This window comes from Streptomyces sp. NPDC039462 (assembly GCF_055639375.1).
Genome location: NZ_JBVKAO010000001.1, coordinates 2,391,963 through 2,408,062 on the forward strand (window position 1 = coordinate 2,391,963; position 16,100 = coordinate 2,408,062).

The following is a 16,100-nucleotide window of genomic DNA, read 5'->3' on the forward strand; positions in this document are numbered from 1 at the left end:
GACATGTCCACTCGCCACACCACGCCCCAGGCCGGTGACGACCGGTCCAAGGACACCGACGTCGTCTCCTTGCTGATGCGTCAGCACGGCGACATCCGCAACCTCTTCGACGAGGTCGAGGCCGCGAAGGGCGAGGAGCGCCGCGACGCCTTCCGCAGGCTGGTGCGGCTGCTCGCCGTGCACGAGACCGCAGAGGAGGAGGTCGTCCACCCCTTCGCCCGGCGCGGCCTTCCGGGCGGCAAGCAGGTCGTGGAGGACCGGCTCGCCGAGGAGAAGGGGGCCAAGGAGACCCTCGCCGCGCTCGACGACTACGACACCGACGACCCCAAGTTCATGCCCCAGCTGCTGAAGCTGCGCAAGGACGTCCAGGAGCACGCGCGCGCCGAGGAGCGGTACGAGTTCACCCACATCCGGCGCAGCACCGACGCCGCCAGCCTCGCCGCCATGGCCAAGGCGGTGAAGGCCGCCGAGGCCATGGCGCCCACGAGGCCGCACCCGGGCGTGGAGTCCGGCGCGGCCAACATGGCTCTCGGTCCGGTGGCCGCGCTCATGGACCGCACCAAGGACGCGGTCCGCAAGGCCATGGGCAAGGACGACTGACGTCCGGCGCAAGCCGACCCGGAGTCGCCGTGAGGCCGGTCAGGGCTTCACGGCGACTGCGCCGAACTGGGGGAGTAGCGCCGGGGATTCGGAATCGGCGCGCCACCGCGAGCACGACACGAGGCCGGGCGTGAGGAGGTCGAGGCCGTCGAAGAACGCGCTGATCTCCGTGCGGCTGCGGGCGGTGATCGGGGGCGTGGCGTTCTCGTTCCAGAACTTCATGGCCTCGACGTTGCCCTCGCCGCCGAGGTCGGTGTCGGTGGTCGGGTGCGTCATGGCGAGGTAACTGCCGGACGGCACGGAGGACATGACGCGGCGCACGATGTCCAGTGCTTGTTCCGTGTCGAGGACGAAGTTGAGGATGCCCAGCATCATGACCGCGACGGGCCGGTCGAGGTCGAGAGTCGCCGAGGCGCCCTCGATGACGCTGTCGGGGTGGTGGGCGTCGGCGTCGATGTAGTCGGTGGCGCCCTGCGGGGTGCCGACCAGCAGGCTGCGGGCGTGGGCGAGCACGATGGGGTCGTTGTCGACGTAGACGATCCGGGACTCGGGCGCGATCCGCTGGGCGATCTCGTGGGTGTTGTCCAGGGTCGGCAGTCCGGTGCCGATGTCCAGGAACTGCCGCACTCCGCAGTCGGCGGTCAGGAACCGGACCGCGCGGCCGAGGAATTCGCGGTCCGCGCGGGCCACGTCGCGGATCACCGGGAACATCGTGGCGACCTGGTCACCGACCTGCTGGTCGACCTCGTAGTGGTCCTTCCCGCCGATCCAGTAGTTCCACACCCGCGCGTTGTGCGCGACTCCGGTGTTCAGCCTGGCCGATACGTCTGACGGGTGCTGGCTCACACTCACGTCTTCCCCTCTCCGCGCGCACGCCTGGGCTGTCCTGGGTACGCAACCACTGTGACGACAAAGAACCGTGTGGCCATTGTCGCTCACGGCCGCTCCCGGGACCGGCGCCGGCCGGTGGGCAGCGGGACGGGTTCGGTGCCTGGCACGACGGTGTTGGTGAGGGTGCCGAGGCCCTCGACGGTGAGGGTGACGGTGTCGCCGGGCCTGAGCGAAGGCACGCTCTGCTCGCCGTCACGGCCCCACAGTTCGGCGAGGCAGCCGCCGTTGCCGCAGGTGCCGGAGCCGAGTACGTCGCCGGGCACGACTCGCGTGCCGCGGGAGGCGTAGGCGGTCATCTCCTCGAAGGTCCAGCTCATGTTGGACAACAGGTCCTCGCCCTCGGTGTCGCCGTTGATGTCCGCGGTGAGGGCGAGCCGCAGAAAGCCGTCGGCGTCGCGGTGGGGTTCCAGTTCGTCGGCGGTGACGAGGTACGGGCCGAGGGTGGTGGCGGTGTCCTTGCCCTTGCAGGGGCCGAGGCCGACCTTCATCTCCGCGCCCTGGAGGTCGCGGGCGGACCAGTCGTTGAGGATGGTGTAGCCGACGATGTGGTCGCGCGCCCGCTCCGGGGTGAGATCGCGGCCCTCCCGGCCGATCACGGCGCCCACCTCCAGCTCGAAGTCCAGGACGGCCGAACCGGGCGGCACGGGTATGCCGTCGTGCGGGCCGTACATCGCGTGGGGGTTGGAGAAGTAGAAGGTCGGCGCCGCGTACCACTGTTCGGGGACGCCGCCGGTTCCCTCCACCGAGCGGCGTACCCCTTCGACGTGTTCCTCGAAGGTGACGAAGTCCCGCACCGAGGCGGGCTGGAGGGGAGGCAGGAGCCGGACCTCGGAGTCGTGCGGGCCAGGGGGTACGTCGAGGACCGCCGCGCCGGCGGCGAGCAACCCCGGCAGCCCGCCGGCCTCCCGGAGCAGGTCGGTGAGCGAGGTGACGCCGGGCAGCGGGAAGAGAGTGCCGTCCCCTTCGACGACCGCCACCCGGCGGCGGTGTCGGTGTTCGTAGGTGGCGAAACGCATGGCGCGGCTCCAGCGGCGTGGGATCGGAAGAGGTGTGGATCGAAGAGGAGTCGGACGCGGGCCGCCGGCCTAGACCGGCGGGGCGGTGAAGACGCCGGGGTCGGGGTCGTTGAAGGACTCCTTGGCGACCAGTTCGTTCATGGGGTTGGCGGTGCCCCACTGGTCGGTGACCTCGGGCCGGGAGAAGTCGTAGACGTGGGGGTGCCAGGTGTCCTCGTCCAGGCATTCCAACTCGGTGGTGTACTCGACGGTGTTGCCGTGCGGGTCGAGGAAGTACGTGAAGGTGTTGTCCCCGGCCAGGTGCCGCCCCGGCCCCCAGATCTTGGTGAAGCCCGCCCGTGTGACGCGTCCGGAACCGCGCATGTACTCGTCGATGCCGCGCATCTCGAAGGACACGTGGTGCAGTGACGTGTGCGGGCCTTTCGCCAGTGCCATGGAGTGGTGCTGGTTGCTGATCCGCATGAAGTGCATGACCTCGCCCATGTGCGGCGAGCTGAGCGTGTCGGAGAGCGCGAAGCCGAGGTGGCGCTCGTACCACGCGCGGGTGCGTTTCAGATCGGGGGAGTTGAGGACGACGTGGGAGAGCTTGACCGGGATCGCCTCCTTCTCCTCGATCCTGCGGTGCTGCCGGACCTGGACGTCCGCGGAGACCTCGATGGTGCGTCCGTCGACGTCGAAGAAGCGGAACCCGTAGCCGCCGCCGGGGGTGTCGACCTCGCCGGGCCGGGTGACCAACCGCACGCCGCCCGCGAGGAGTTGTTCGGCGAGCGTGTCGACGTCGGCGGCGGACGCGGCGCCGTAGGAGACCAGGTCGAGCCGCTTCTCCGCGGCTTTGCGGAGCCGTACGACGTACTGCTCCGGGGAGCCCTCGGCGGCGAGGAAGGAGATGCCGGAGTCCTCGGCGACCTTGGTGAGGCCCCACACACCGGCGTAGAAGTCGAGTTGCTTGTCGTAGTCGGGCACGGCGAGGTCGACGTGCCGCAGATGAGTGAGCAGACGCATGGTGTCAGTCCTTCCGGAGGAGGGCGGAGGCGTTGCCGCCGCGTACGGCGTGGAAGTCGGCTTCGGGGAGCCGCGCGGCACGCAGGGCGCCGACGGGGTCCTCGGTGCCCATGTCGAAGGGGAAGTCCGAGCCGAGCAGCACCCGGTCGGCCCCGGCGGCCCGGACCAGTTCCCGCAGGGCGTGCGGGTCGTGGACCAGGGAGTCGAAGTACAGCCGTTTCAGGTAGCTGCTGGGCCGGTGTGCGCAGCCGGTGGCCGCGTCGGAGCGGGCCGACCAGGCGTGGTCGGAGCGTCCGATGTGGGTGGGCAGGTAACCGCCGCCGTGCGCCGCGATCAGCTTCAGCGCGGGGTGGCGGTCCAGCACCCCGGAGAAGAGCAGGTGCGAGAGCGCGACGGCGTTCTCGGTGGGCTGGCCGACCGTGTTGGACAGGTACCACCGGTCCAGGCGCTCGTCGAGCGTGCAGCCGAAGGGGTGCAGGAAGAGCAGGGCGCCGGTCTCCTCGGCCCGGGTCCACAAGGGTTCGTAGGCGGGATCGGAGAGTTCGCGGCCGGGGGTGTGGCTGGAGATCTCCACGCCGAGCAGGCCCTGCGCGAGGGCGTGGTCGAGTGCCTCGACGGCGAGCGGCGGGTGCTGGAGCGGGACGAGACCCAGTCCGCGCAGCCGGTCGGGGGCGGCCGAGCAGTGCGCGGCCGACGCCTCGTTCGCCAGCCGGTACACCTTCTCCGCGGTCTCCTCGTCGGCCCAATAGTGGTAGTGCGAGGGGGAGGGGCTGACCAGCTGGACGTCCACGCCCTGGGCGTCCATCGCGGCCAGGCGCACGCCCGGGTCGGTCAGTCGCGGGAGACGTTCGCGGACCATGGTCCCGCTGACCGCGAGGGCGTCCGGGCCGTTGCGGCGGGCTTCAAGGGCGCGCGCCTCGGCGAGCCCCGGCCGCCCTTCCACGAGGGCGTCGACCTCGGGGAGGAGGACGTGGGCGTGCACGTCGACGGTGGGTGCGTTCAGGGCAGTTCCCTGAGTCTTCACGGCAGTTCCCTGAGCATGGTCATGGTGCGGGCCATGAGGCCGGGCACGTCGCCGCGCACCCCGTCGAGCTGCCACTGTCCGATCTGGACGGAAGCCTCGACGACCGGCCGGACGCGGGCGATCCGCCGCTCGTAGTACGCCTGGAACAGCGCGTCGTCCCATGTGTCGGACCCGGTCAGTGTCTGGGCGAGGACCCAGGCGTCCTCCAGGGACAGGGCGGCGCCCTGGGCCAGGGTGGGCGGGCAGCAGTGGGCGGCGTCACCGGCGAGGACGACCCGGCCGCGGTGCCAGGAGCCTTCGACCAGCAGCCGGTCGAACCAGGTGTAGTTGACCTTCGCCGGGTCGGTGATGTGCTCGGTGATCTCGGGCCAGCGGCCGCCGTAGGCCGAGGCCAGCCGGCGCATCTCGTCCGCGTACGTCTCGCGGGGCAGGGCGGCGCGGTCGCGGTTGGCCTCGACGACGAAGGCGTACAGGGTGGTGTCGCTGGTGGGGCAGTAACCGGCGATATAAGCGGGGCCGCCGTAGACGATGTCGGCGCGGGTGACGCCGGCCGGGCGCGGTGCCGCGACGCGCCAGATGGCCATGCCGGTGGGTTCGGGCTTGGCGGTGACGCCGATCGCGGCGCGGGTCGCCGAACCGAGGCCGTCGGCTGCGATCACCAGGTCGTAGCGGGCCTCGGAGCCGTCGGAGAGCCGGACGGAGACGCCGTCGGCGTCCTGGCCCAGGATCTCGGCGGTGGTGCCGAGCCGGACCGACGCGCCGCTCGCGCGCACCGCCTCGCTGAGGATCCGCTGGAGCCGGGGGCGTTGCATGCCGACGGTGGCGGGCAGCTCGTCGCCGCCGGTGCGCAGGTCGTCCTGCACGTGCAGGACCGTGCCGTCGGGCGCGACGATGCCGATCGAGCCGAAGCCGAAACCGGACGCCTCCACCTGTTCCCAGACGCCGAGTTCACGCAGGACGCGCAGTGCGTTGCCCTGGAGGGTGATGCCGGATCCGGCGGTGGCGTTCCAGTCGTCCTTGGCTTCGATCAGGTCCACCGTGTGACCGGCGCGGCGCAGCAGGATCGTCACGGCGTTGCCGGCCGCGCCGCCGCCGACGACGAGGACCGTGCGGGGGTGGTTCATGCAGAACTCCTTGGGTGCTCGCCCTACTTGACGGCGACCGGATTGACGGGGGAGCCGACGGCGCCGGTGATGGGCAGCGGCGCGGCGGTGAGCCAGAACGCGTACTCGCCGTCGGCCGCGCAGTCCTCGGCGAGTCCGTCCAGGTCCCACATCTCGCCGATGAGCAGCCCGATATGGGGGATGGCGACTTGGTGCAGGGGCTGGAAGGCGTGCTCGAACTCGTTGGGCCGCACTTCGAAGCCCCAGGTGTCGGTGGCGATCGCGGCGATCTCCGTGCGGTGCAGCCAACCCGCGGAGGCGAAAGACAGGCCGGGCGCCGCCCCGCCGGCGTACTCACCCCAGCCCTCGCGGCGCGCACGCGCGAGCCGCCCGGTGCGCACCATGACGAGGTCGCCGCGCCCGACCCGCACACCGTGGGCCGCGGCCGTCCGCTCCAGGTGCTCCTCCGTGACGGCGAACCCGTCGGGCAGCTCGCCGTCGGCGTCGCCGAGGACACGGCCCACGTCCAGCAGGACGCCGCGTCCGGCGATGTGCGGCGCCATATGTTCGATGCCGGTGACCTGGTCCCCGGCGGAGGTGACGACCTGTTCGGCGGCGCGGCCGTTCCAGGCGATGCCGTGATCGAAGATGTGGCCGAGGCCGTCCCACTGGGTGGAGCACTGCAGCGGCATGGAGATCACGTCGTCGGAGCCGCCGTGCCCGTGCGGGAAGCCCTGGTTGGCCAGCGCGGCGTCCGTGCCGGTGTCGAGCATCGTGTGCACGGGGTTGGTGCGGCGGCGCCAGCCCCGCTGAGGGCCGTCCATGTCGAAGCGCTGGGACAGGGAGAAGCTCACGCCGCGCCGCACGAGCGCCGCGCCTTCGCGCCGCTTGGCCTCGTCCAGGAAGTTCAGGGTGCCGAGGCGGTCGTCGGCACCCCAACGCCCCCAGTTCGAGAACGACTTGGCCGCCACAGCGATCGCGCCTTCCGGGTCGGTGCGGTCCGGGGGGTCTTGCGGGGTGGTGGGGCCCGAGGTCACGACGTCACCTCCGCCACGCAGCGGGTGCGCTGGGCACCGAGGCCGGAGATGGCGCCGTCCATGACATCGCCGTCGCGCAGGAACCGCCCCCAGTGCATGCCGTTGCCGGCCGGGGAGCCCGTCAGGACCAGGTCGCCGGAGAGGAGCCGGGCGGTTCGAGAGGCGTACGAGACCATGCGGGCCACGTCGAAGAGCATGTCCTTGGTGGACTCGTCCTGCATGGTCCCGCCGTTGAGCTTGAGCGTCAGGCGCAGGTCACCCGGGTCGGCGATCGATGCGGCGGGCACGATCCACGGGCCCAGCGGGGTGAAGCCGGGCGCGTTCTTGCTTCGCAGCCAGTCCGTGCCGATCTGCGGCATGTCCCGGCGGAAGACGGTCGCGCGGTCGGTCAGATCGTTGGCGATCGTGTACCCGGCGACGTACTCCAACGCCTGTTCCACCGGCACCCGGTGGGCGGGGCGCCCGATCACGGCCGCCAACTCCAGCTCCCAGTCCGGTTTCTCGGCCCAGGCCGGCAGGACCACGTCGTCGTACGGGCCCGTGATCGCGCTCGGCAGGCCGATGAACACGTACGGCAGATCCTCGGCCGCACGCCGGTCCATGATCTCGGCGGCCTCGGCGCGCCGCTCCTCCTCCGCACGGTCGTCGCCCGGCGCCCGGTGCGCGACATGCAGGTCGATGACGTGCTGCCGGTAGTTCGCGCCGGACTGGAACACCTGACGCGGCTCGACCGGCGCGTGCACCCGGAACCCCGCGAGCGGCTCGCGCCGGGCGGCCTTGTCGTCGGCCAGCGCCGCCAGCCGCGGCACCACCGCGTCCCAGCGCTCCAGGACCCCCCTCATGGTCAACTCGGCGTCGCCGAGGGCGGATCGCACGTCGATCACCTGCGCGTCGGGGGTGACGAGAGCGGGGAAGACCGGCTCCCCAGGGGCGGAAAGGGTGGCCAGCGCGAAGGGTCCGGCGAAGAGAGCGGACGCGGCTTCAGGTTTCACGAATGTCCTCCTGATTGCGATGGCACTAATCTGGACCCGCCGCCCGCGATCATGGAAATAGATTCTGTGGATGGCTGGCATCCACACGGTGAATGTCCGCAGGTCATCGCCGTACAGGCAGCGAAGCAGCTAGGGAATGCGCCCGTGAATCTCAGTCGCCTGGATCTCAATCTCGTCGTCGCCCTGCGAGCTCTGCTGGAGGAGCGCAACGTCACCCGTGCCGGGCAGCGCGTCGGCCTCAGCCAGCCGGCGATGAGTGCGGCGCTGTCCCGCCTGCGCCGTCACTTCGACGACGACCTGCTGGCCCGGGTCGGCGGCCACTACGAACTCACCGCTCTCGGCCAGGTGCTCCTGGCCCGCGTGTCCACGGCGTACGACCTGCTGGAGCGCCTCTTCGCCAGCCAGGCGTACTTCGATCCGGCCAGGGAGAGCCGCGAGTTCACACTGGTGGCGTCCGACTATGCGGTGGCCGTCTTCGGCGCCGAACTCGCCCGGGTCGTGCACGAGGAGGCTCCCGGCATCCGGCTGCGTTTCGCGCAGACCCCGACCACCGTGGTGGACGCCACGGACACCCTGCTGAGCACCATCGACGGACTGCTCATGCCGCACGGCGTCATCAGCGACTTCCCGGCCACCGACCTCTACCAGGACCGGTGGGTGTTCCTGGTCGCCGACGACCATCCGAGCATCGACGACCGGCTGACCCACGAGGACCTGGCCCGCCTGCCCTGGGTCACCTATCAACGCACCTACGACGCACCGGCCGTCCGGCAGCTCGGCATGCTGGGCATCGAACCCCGGGTCGAGGTGTCCGTCGAGAGCTTCCAGATCATGCCGCTGCTGGTCGCGGGCACCCAGCGCATCGCCCTGATCCAGGCCCGCCTCGCCCGGCTCCTCGCGCCGCTCGCCGCCGTGCGCGTGGTGGAGCCGCCGTACGAGGCGGTGCCCCTGCGGGAGGCGTTGTGGTGGCACCCCGTACACACCCACGACGCGGCACACATATGGCTCCGGGAGACGGCGGCCCGCGTCGGCGGGTGCCTGGCCGACGCCCCGGGGAGATGACCGCGCGGAACGCGACGACCGCCGCGGCAACGGCAGCCGCTCCGTCAGACGGAGCTGTACCTCCGTCAGGACGGAGCCGTGCCTCCGTCACGACGAAGCTGTGCCTCCGTCACGACGAAGCCGTGCCTCCGTCCTCGCGCGGCCGCGTCGTCCGCCGAGCGGCGCGGTGGCGCAAACGCAGCGGCAGCGCGAACCAGCAGATGGCGAACCACAGCATGACACCGCCGACGAGTGCCTCGGCGAGTGGGCCGGGAACCACGATGCGCAGGATCAACAGGAGCGTGCAGCCGATGGTCAGCGCGAGGAGGACCATGCCGCACATCATCAGGCGCCCCGCGGTCTGCACCACCTCGTCCTTCATGCGCTGCCCGGACAGAAAGCGGTGGATGGAGACAGGGGCTATCAACGATCCCGTGGCCGAGGCGCCCAGGACGACGGTGACGACATAGACGACGCGGTCGAACGTCTCCAGCTCCCGGAACAGAGGGGTGAACGCCACGCTGAGCAGGAATCCGAAGAGGATCTGCACGCCCGTCTGGGCGACGCGCGTCTCCTGAAGAATCTCGTTCCAGCGTCGATTGACCCGGTCGCGCGCGGACTCCGGCGCTTCGGCACCGCCGCTCCCCGAGCCGTCACTGTGGTGGCGCGGACAGCAGACGGCGTCCTCGTCCGCCGGCTCGACCGGTCGCTCGGTCATGGTCATGGCATCCTCCCGTTCCCAGGGAAACCGGATGCCCCGTCCGATCCCTTCCAAGCAGGCCCGATGTTCGGGAGGGCCGGCCCAGACGGCGCGCCCCCAGGACCTTATGCATAGAAATGTCCGTGAGCGGCTACACGCTAGGAGAACGCGGACCGGCACCCCCCGTAGGGGCGGTCCTTCGCACGTCATCGGCAGGAGAACCTGGTGAAACAGCCCCCGCAGCAGCAGTCCCCGCCCGGTACCACCAGACAGATGCGTCCCCGGCCCGACCACGGCGAGGAGACCTATCGCGGCTCCGGCCGGCTGTCCGGCAAGAGCGCCGTGATCACCGGAGGGGACAGCGGCATCGGACGAGCCGTGGCCATCGCCTTCGCTCGCGAGGGCGCCGACGTCCTGATCTCCTACCTCGACGAGCACGAGGACGCCCGCGACACGGCACGGTGGGTCGAGGAGGCCGGCCGCAAGGCGGTTCTGGTCCCCGGCGACCTCGCGGACCCGGAGCACTGCCGCGCCGTGGTGCGGACGGCGGCGGAGACCTTCGGCCGTATCGACGTCCTCGTGTCCAACGCGGCGTACCAAATGACCCGCGACACCCTGGAGGACATCCCCGACGAGGAGTGGGACCACACGCTCGCGGTGAACCTCAGCGCGCTGTTCCACCTGTGCAAGGCCGCCGTTCCGCACATGCGGCCGGGGGCGTCGATCATCGCCACCACCTCCGTCAACTCCGACATGCCTCCGCCGCAGCTGCTGCCCTACGACGTCACCAAGGCGGGCATCGCCAATTTCGTCGGGGCCGCGTCCCAACTCCTCGCGGACAAGGGCATCCGGGTGAACAGTGTCGCGCCGGGCCCGATCTGGACACCGCTCATCCCCTCGACCATGCCGGCGGAACAGGTGGAGGGCTTCGGGCAGGACGTGCCGCTCGGCAGGCCGGGCCAGCCAGCCGAAGTGGCGCCGGTGTACGTCATGCTCGCCTCCGACGAAGGCAGCTACGTCTCCGGGGCCCGCATCGCGGTCACCGGCGGACAGCCCATCCTGTAGGCGGCCGCCATGGACTGGTACCCGCTGCGGCTCACCACGCCGGTCAAACAGCACCTCTTCGGCGGCCGGACCATTCCGGACCGGCTCGGGCGTACCGGTCTGCCCCCGGGCCGGATCGCCGAGACGTGGGAGGTCAGCGATGTCGACGGCGACGAGTCGCGCGTACGGGAGGGGCCGCTGCGCGACAGCACACTGCGCGAGCTGACCGAGCGGGACCCGGAGGGTCTGGTGGGCCGGGGCTGGCGCGGGCGACGCTTTCCCCTGCTGACGAAGTTCATCGACGCGGCGGGCCCCCTGCCGGTGCACCTGCATCCCGACGACTGCGCCGCGCGCGGTCAGGGCGAGCCGAACGGCAAGACCGAGGCGTGGCACATCCTCGAAGCCGAGCCGGGCGCCACCGCCCTGGTCGGCGTGCGGCCGGGCGTCACGGGGGAGGAGCTGCGACGCGCGCTGCTGGCACAGGACTTCGACGCCGTGATGCGCCGCCTGCCCGTGCGTGCCGGGGAGACCCTGTACGTCCCGGCCGGCACCCTGCACAGCTTCGGTCCCGGCACGCTCGTCTACGAGATCGAGCAGACCTCCGACCTCCAGGAGCACGCGATGCGGCACCGCATGGAGGACGGGGCCGCGCTCTCCGACGAAGAGTGGCACGCCAACATCGAAGCGCTACTAAAGCAGTGGAAGCCCGACCGCCGACCGGATTTCGTACCCGGGCTGCGCCTTCCCCTCGACGACGGCGTCGACCGGGTGTTCCTGTGCGCCGGCCCGTACTTCGCCCTGGAACGCTGGCGTGTACGGAGCGGAGCCGTGCTCGACCACGGCTTCGGTACCGCGCACATCCTCAGCAACGCGGGAGCGCCGGCCACCGTGACCTGCGCCGGTGAGGCGCTGGAGCTGGGCCGGGCACAGACGGTGCCGCTGCCCGCCGCCCTCGGGGAAGTGCGCGTCCAGGGCCCCGCCGACGTACTCGTCGGCTACCTGCCCGACCTCGAACGCGACATCCGCCGCCCCCTGGCAGCCGCGGGCCACGGGCCGCACGTCGTGGCCACGCTCGGCGAAGACCTCTCCTGACCTCACACCATCCGGATGTCTTACGGTTTCCGGAAGGCGCCCGGACTTTCCGGGTGTCCAGTGACGGGGAGGTGGGGATGGTGGCCGGGGAAGGCACTCAGCGCAAGGCAGCCACTCAGCGCAAGACAGGCACCCAGCGCAGTACAGGCACCCAGCGGAAGACGGGCACGCGGGGCCCGGACGGGGCGGCGAAGGTGACGATCGCCGAGATCGCCCGGGAAGCCGGCGTGTCCGTGCCGACCGTTTCACGCGTCGTCAACGGACGTTCGGACGTCTCGTCCGCGACCCGCGCCCGCATCGAGGACCTCCTGCACCGGCACGGCTACCGGCGTCGGGCGTCCGCGCCCGGGGCCCGGGCGGCACTGCTCGACCTGGTCTTCAACGACCTGGACAGCCCGTGGGCCGTCGAGATCATCCGTGGTGTGGAGGAGGTCGCACACGAGGCGGGTGTCGGCACGGTGGTCTCCGCGATCCACGACCGGGCGGGCGCGGCGCGACAGTGGATGACCAATCTGCGGGCCCGCGCCTCCGACGGGGTGATCCTCGTGACGTCGGTGCTCGAACCGGGCCTCCACGACGAACTGCGCAGGCTGGGCGTGCCGTTGGTGGTGATCGACCCGGCCGGGTCCCCCGCCACCGAGGCGCCGACCGTCGGCGCCACGAACTGGGCAGGCGGGATGGCGGCGACCGAGCACGTGCTCCAGCTCGGGCACCGGCGCATCGGCTTCATCGAGGGCCCGCCGCGACTGCTGTGCTCACGGGCCCGGCTCGACGGCTACCGGGCCGCGCTCGACGTGGCCGGGGCCGCCGTCGACGACGCGCTCGTGGTGCCCGGTGACTTCTACCACGAGTCCGGATTCACCGGCGCCGGGCGGCTGTTGGACCTCGACGAACCGCCGACCGCGATCTTCGCCGCGAGCGACCAGATGGCGCTCGGCGCGATCGAGGCACTGCGCCGTCGCGGCCTGCGGGTGCCGGAGGACATGAGCGTCGTCGGCTTCGACGACCTGCCGGAGGTGCGCTGGTCGTCGCCGCCCCTCACGACGGTCCGGCAACCCCTGTCCGACATGGGCAAGGTGGCGGCGCGGATGCTGCTCGACCTCGCGCGGGACGTCGAGTTGGCGTCGCCGCGGGTGGAACTCGCGACCGAGCTTGTGGTCCGCGCGAGCACCGCGCCACCGCGCCCCGCATAGCCGGAACGGCGCCCCGCACAGCGAAACAGCGCCCCGCACAGCAGAACCACGCCCCGCCTAGCGGAACAGCACACACCGGGGGCGTCAACGCCCGTTTCTGTCAGGGCCGTTGACGCCCCCGACGTATGCCCGTAACTTCCATGGCCATCTACCGATAATTCTCGGAACTATTCCGGAAGGTGCGCCATGCCAGCCTTCGACCGAGCCGTCACGTCCGCGTCCGGCGCCGCGTCATCAGCTCTCTCCCGCCGCCGGTTCCTGGGGGCCGCGTCAGCGGCGGGACTGGGCGCGGCCGGCCTCTCCGCCTGCTCGGACTCCGGGTCCACCACCACCGACAGCGAGGGCAGGACCGTCGTGGAGTGGTGGAACATCCAGACCACGGAGCCGTCGAAATCCGTCTGGCCCGAGCGGGCCAAGGCGTTCGAGGCCGAGCACCCCGATGTGCGCATCAAGCTCGTCACGATGGAGAACGACGCCTACAAGTCGAAGATGACGGCGCTGACCAGTTCCGGAAAACTGCCGGACATCTATCACACCTGGGGCGGCGGCGTGCTCGAACAGCAGGTCGACGCCGGTCTCGTCGAGGACCTGACCCCGTCCATCAAGCCCTGGGCGGACACGCTCATGCCGGCTTCGCTGAAGCCGTACGAAATCGAGGGAAAGACGTACGCCGTGCCCTTCGAGATCGGGGCGGTGGGCTTCTGGTACAACAAGGCGCTGTTCGCCGAGGCCGGCATCGAGGCGCCGCCCGCCACCTGGGCCGCTTACCTCGACACGGTCGAGAAGCTGAAGAGCGCCGGGCTCACCCCCATCGCTCTCGCGGGCAAGGAGAAGTGGCCCGGCATGTACTACTGGGCCTACCTGTCCATGCGGATCGCCGGAGTCGACGGCATGCGGAAGGCCGCTGACGCCGAGGACTTCACCGGCGACGACTTCGTCAAGGCGGGTGAGCACCTCGAGGAACTCGTCTCGCTCCGGCCGTTCCAAAAGGGCCACCTCGGTGCCGCGTACGCCACGCCGAACGGCGAGGCGGCCACCATGGGCAACGGCAAGGCGGCGATGGAGCTGATGGGCCAGTGGGCGCCCGTCGCGCAGGCCGACGCGGGCAAGGGCATCGGCGAGGACCTCGGGTTCTTCCCGTTCCCCGCGGTCGCCGGCGGCAAGGGCGCCCTCACTGACGTCTTCGGCGGAGGAGGCGGCTACGCGGTGCGCAAGGGCGCGCCCGAGGCGGCCGTCGACTTCCTGCGGTTCTTCATGGCGGCCGAATCCGACCGCATCCTCGTGAAGGAGGCCTCGATCATGCCGGTCGTCAAGGACGCGACGAGCGCTCTGACCGACCGCAATCTCAAGCTCGTCTCCGACACCGTCGACAAGGCCACCGGCTTCCAGCTCTACCTCGACCAGGCGTACCCGCCCGCCGTCGGCCAGGAGATCAACGACTCGGTCGCCGCCCTGATCGCCGGGTCCAAGTCCCCTGAGCAGGTGGCCCGTTCGATCACCCAGGTCGCGAAGAGCCAGTGACCGACATGACCTCCACGTACGTGAAAGCCCCCGAACCCGCCGCCCCACCGCGGCAGCCGGAGCCGAGACCTGGCCGGCCGATGGCCCGCAGGGCCGCCGACTGGCTGACCGCCTTCTGCTTCACCCTGCCCGCCCTGCTCCTGTTCGGCGCGCTCGTGCTCGCCCCGATCCTGTACGCCCTCTACGTCAGCCTCTTCAACTGGGGCGGATTCGGGTCCCCTTCGGACTACGTCGGCCTCGACAACTACAGCCGGCTCATCCACGACTCGGTCTTCCTCGGTGACCTGTGGCGCGGCCTGCTGCTCGTACTGTTCTCGGTGTGCGTGCAGCTGCCGTTCGCGCTCGGCATGGCCGTGCTGCTCAACCGGAAACTGCGCGGACGGGCCCTGTACCGAGTGCTGTTCTTCGCCCCCTACGTCCTGTCCGAGGTCGTCACCGGCGTCCTCTTCTCCATGATCTTCGCGCCGGACGACGGGCTCGCCGACAAGGTGCTCGGCTCGGTCGGCCTGGACGGCCTCGGCGGACTGTGGTTCGCCGACCAGGACCACGTGCTGCCGACGCTGTTCCTCGTCATGACATGGAAGTACTTCGGATTCCACATGATGCTGTACCTGGCCGGGCTGCAGGGCGTCCCCGCCGAACTGCACGAGGCGGCCCGCATCGACGGCGCGAGCCCCTGGCAGCGCTTCCGTCACATCACCCTGCCGCTGCTCGGGCCGACGATCCGCATCAGCGTCTTCCTCTCTGTGATCGGCGCCATCCAGCTCTTCGACCTGGTGTGGGTGGTCACGCAGGGCGGCCCCGACCACCACTCCGAAACCATGGCCGTGACCATGTTCCAGTTCGGCTTCAAGCGCTACCAGATCGGCTACGCCAGCGCGATCAGCATCGCCATGTTCCTCATCAGCCTCGTCTTCGCCCTCATCTACCAGCGCTCCGTGCTGCGCCGCGACACCCAAGGAGCCCTCACCACCATGCGAGCCTCCCGATGAGCGCGGGCGTGCGCAGGAAGCTGCGCTCTGTGCCGTTGTACGTGACGCTGTGGCTGGTCGGCGCCGTCATGGTCACGCCGCTCCTGTACGCGTTCGTCTCCGGGTTCAAGTCCACCGACCAGCTCTCCCGCAACACCTTCGGCCTGCCCTCGCCGTGGGTGACGTCCAACTACACCGACGTGCTGGCCTCCGGTTCGTTCTGGCGCATGCTGGGCGCCTCCACGCTGATCGCCGTCGGCACGACCGTGCTGACGGTGGGCGCCGCGGCCCTCGCCGCCTTCGCGCTCGCCCGTTTCGCCTTCCGTGGCCGGGAGGTGCTCTTCACGCTCTTCGCCGTGGGGCTGATGTTCCCGTTCGCCGTGGCGATCCTGCCGCTGTTCGTCCTGCTGCGCACCTTCGGGCTGCTCGACAACCCCTGGGGCGTGATCCTGCCGCAGGCCGCGTTCGGACTGCCCATGACCATCGTCATCCTGCGCGGCTTCTTCCGGGAGATCCCCGGCGAACTGGAGGAGGCCGCCACCCTCGACGGCTGCTCCGCGTTCGGCTTCTTCTGGCGGATCCTGCTGCCCATGGCACGGCCCGCACTCGGCACCGTGTCCATCCTCGCCATCGTCGGCAGCTGGAACAATTTCCTGCTCCCGCTACTGGTGTTCAGCGAACAGACTTGGTGGACGATCCCCATCGGCGTCCAGCAGTTCCAGGGCCAGTACGGCACCGACATCGCCCGCGTCTTCGCCTACCTCGTCCTCGCCATGGTGCCCGCCCTCGCGTTCTACGCGGTCGCCGAACGGCAGTTGATCGGGGGCATCACCACGGGCGCCACCAAAGGCTGAGTCCACAGCCGCGAACACG

At 70.6% G+C, this 16,100-nt stretch carries 16 protein-coding genes; 8 read left to right on the forward strand and 8 right to left on the reverse strand.

Annotated features, from left to right (window positions below; all coding sequences use genetic code 11):
- The first annotated feature begins 3 nt into the window (after positions 1 to 3).
- A complete protein-coding gene (locus ACZ7LU_RS09850) occupies positions 4 to 600 on the forward strand; it encodes a hemerythrin domain-containing protein (RefSeq protein ID WP_471916312.1) in 597 nt (198 codons plus the stop codon).
- Between the two features lie 39 nt (positions 601 to 639).
- Here the strand turns inward: ACZ7LU_RS09850 and ACZ7LU_RS09855 are convergent, their stop codons facing one another.
- The 7 genes from ACZ7LU_RS09855 to ACZ7LU_RS09885 form a co-directional block, all read right to left on the reverse strand.
- Complete coding sequence (locus tag ACZ7LU_RS09855; RefSeq protein ID WP_471916313.1) at positions 640 to 1,452, reverse strand: SAM-dependent methyltransferase; 813 nt, start codon at positions 1,450 to 1,452, stop codon at positions 640 to 642.
- Positions 1,453 to 1,535: 83 nt separating this feature from the next.
- Complete coding sequence (locus ACZ7LU_RS09860) at positions 1,536 to 2,507, reverse strand: fumarylacetoacetate hydrolase family protein (RefSeq protein WP_471916314.1); 972 nt, start codon at positions 2,505 to 2,507, stop codon at positions 1,536 to 1,538.
- A gap of 69 nt (positions 2,508 to 2,576) precedes the next feature.
- On the reverse strand, positions 2,577 to 3,509 hold the full coding sequence (locus ACZ7LU_RS09865; RefSeq protein ID WP_468714510.1) for a VOC family protein: 933 nt from the start codon (positions 3,507 to 3,509) through the stop codon (positions 2,577 to 2,579).
- Between the two features lie 4 nt (positions 3,510 to 3,513).
- Positions 3,514 to 4,512, reverse strand: a complete 999-nt coding sequence (locus tag ACZ7LU_RS09870; protein WP_471916523.1) for an amidohydrolase family protein — start codon at positions 4,510 to 4,512, stop codon at positions 3,514 to 3,516.
- 17 nt (positions 4,513 to 4,529) lie between these two features.
- Positions 4,530 to 5,657 (reverse strand): FAD-dependent oxidoreductase, encoded by a 1,128-nt coding sequence (locus ACZ7LU_RS09875; protein WP_471916315.1) that lies wholly within the window; start codon positions 5,655 to 5,657, stop codon positions 4,530 to 4,532.
- 23 nt (positions 5,658 to 5,680) lie between these two features.
- On the reverse strand, positions 5,681 to 6,673 hold the full coding sequence (locus ACZ7LU_RS09880; protein WP_471916316.1) for a cyclase family protein: 993 nt from the start codon (positions 6,671 to 6,673) through the stop codon (positions 5,681 to 5,683).
- Positions 6,670 to 7,665 carry a fumarylacetoacetate hydrolase family protein gene (locus ACZ7LU_RS09885; RefSeq protein ID WP_468084833.1) on the reverse strand — a complete coding sequence of 332 codons (996 nt, stop codon included), beginning with the start codon at positions 7,663 to 7,665 and terminating at the stop codon, positions 6,670 to 6,672. Before ACZ7LU_RS09885 ends, ACZ7LU_RS09880 begins: the two co-directional genes overlap by 4 nt.
- Before the next feature lie 144 nt (positions 7,666 to 7,809).
- Between ACZ7LU_RS09885 and ACZ7LU_RS09890 the strand changes: the two genes are divergently transcribed.
- Complete coding sequence (locus tag ACZ7LU_RS09890; protein WP_471916317.1) at positions 7,810 to 8,727, forward strand: LysR family transcriptional regulator; 918 nt, start codon at positions 7,810 to 7,812, stop codon at positions 8,725 to 8,727.
- Between the two features lie 109 nt (positions 8,728 to 8,836).
- Here ACZ7LU_RS09890 and ACZ7LU_RS09895 read toward each other — a convergent pair whose 3' ends face one another.
- Entirely contained in the window at positions 8,837 to 9,430 is a 594-nt protein-coding gene (locus tag ACZ7LU_RS09895) for a DUF6328 family protein (RefSeq protein WP_468714517.1), read from the reverse strand.
- Between the two features lie 201 nt (positions 9,431 to 9,631).
- Between ACZ7LU_RS09895 and ACZ7LU_RS09900 the strand changes: the two genes are divergently transcribed.
- The 6 genes from ACZ7LU_RS09900 (at position 9,632) to ACZ7LU_RS09925 (ending at position 16,081) form a co-directional block, all read left to right on the forward strand.
- Positions 9,632 to 10,471 (forward strand): SDR family oxidoreductase, encoded by an 840-nt coding sequence (locus ACZ7LU_RS09900; RefSeq protein ID WP_471916318.1) that lies wholly within the window; start codon positions 9,632 to 9,634, stop codon positions 10,469 to 10,471.
- A gap of 9 nt (positions 10,472 to 10,480) precedes the next feature.
- Positions 10,481 to 11,542: a type I phosphomannose isomerase catalytic subunit gene (locus tag ACZ7LU_RS09905; protein ID WP_471916319.1), complete on the forward strand. Its 1,062-nt coding sequence runs from the start codon at positions 10,481 to 10,483 to the stop codon at positions 11,540 to 11,542.
- A gap of 77 nt (positions 11,543 to 11,619) precedes the next feature.
- Complete coding sequence (locus tag ACZ7LU_RS09910; protein ID WP_468714523.1) at positions 11,620 to 12,735, forward strand: LacI family DNA-binding transcriptional regulator; 1,116 nt, start codon at positions 11,620 to 11,622, stop codon at positions 12,733 to 12,735.
- Positions 12,736 to 12,921: 186 nt separating this feature from the next.
- Entirely contained in the window at positions 12,922 to 14,256 is a 1,335-nt protein-coding gene (locus ACZ7LU_RS09915) for an extracellular solute-binding protein (protein ID WP_471916320.1), read from the forward strand.
- 5 nt (positions 14,257 to 14,261) lie between these two features.
- Positions 14,262 to 15,248, forward strand: a complete 987-nt coding sequence (locus ACZ7LU_RS09920; RefSeq protein WP_471916321.1) for a carbohydrate ABC transporter permease — start codon at positions 14,262 to 14,264, stop codon at positions 15,246 to 15,248.
- Positions 15,245 to 16,081 carry a carbohydrate ABC transporter permease gene (locus tag ACZ7LU_RS09925; RefSeq protein WP_468306772.1) on the forward strand — a complete coding sequence of 279 codons (837 nt, stop codon included), beginning with the start codon at positions 15,245 to 15,247 and terminating at the stop codon, positions 16,079 to 16,081. Before ACZ7LU_RS09920 ends, ACZ7LU_RS09925 begins: the two co-directional genes overlap by 4 nt.
- Positions 16,082 to 16,100 lie beyond the last annotated feature (19 nt).

Excerpts from the sequence above, each read along its gene's own strand:
- ACZ7LU_RS09850 (WP_471916312.1), top strand. The coding sequence starts at position 4 with ATGTCCACTCGCCACACCACGCCCCAGGCCGGTGACGACCGGTCCAAG.
- ACZ7LU_RS09860 (WP_471916314.1), bottom strand. The coding sequence starts at position 2,507 with ATGCGTTTCGCCACCTACGAACACCGACACCGCCGCCGGGTGGCGGTC.
- ACZ7LU_RS09865 (WP_468714510.1), bottom strand. The coding sequence starts at position 3,509 with ATGCGTCTGCTCACTCATCTGCGGCACGTCGACCTCGCCGTGCCCGAC.
- ACZ7LU_RS09875 (WP_471916315.1), bottom strand. The coding sequence starts at position 5,657 with ATGAACCACCCCCGCACGGTCCTCGTCGTCGGCGGCGGCGCGGCCGGC.
- ACZ7LU_RS09895 (WP_468714517.1), bottom strand. The coding sequence starts at position 9,430 with ATGACCATGACCGAGCGACCGGTCGAGCCGGCGGACGAGGACGCCGTC.
- ACZ7LU_RS09905 (WP_471916319.1), top strand. The coding sequence starts at position 10,481 with ATGGACTGGTACCCGCTGCGGCTCACCACGCCGGTCAAACAGCACCTC.
- ACZ7LU_RS09910 (WP_468714523.1), top strand. The coding sequence starts at position 11,620 with ATGGTGGCCGGGGAAGGCACTCAGCGCAAGGCAGCCACTCAGCGCAAG.
- ACZ7LU_RS09915 (WP_471916320.1), top strand. The coding sequence starts at position 12,922 with ATGCCAGCCTTCGACCGAGCCGTCACGTCCGCGTCCGGCGCCGCGTCA.
- ACZ7LU_RS09920 (WP_471916321.1), top strand. The coding sequence starts at position 14,262 with ATGACCTCCACGTACGTGAAAGCCCCCGAACCCGCCGCCCCACCGCGG.
- ACZ7LU_RS09925 (WP_468306772.1), top strand. The coding sequence starts at position 15,245 with ATGAGCGCGGGCGTGCGCAGGAAGCTGCGCTCTGTGCCGTTGTACGTG.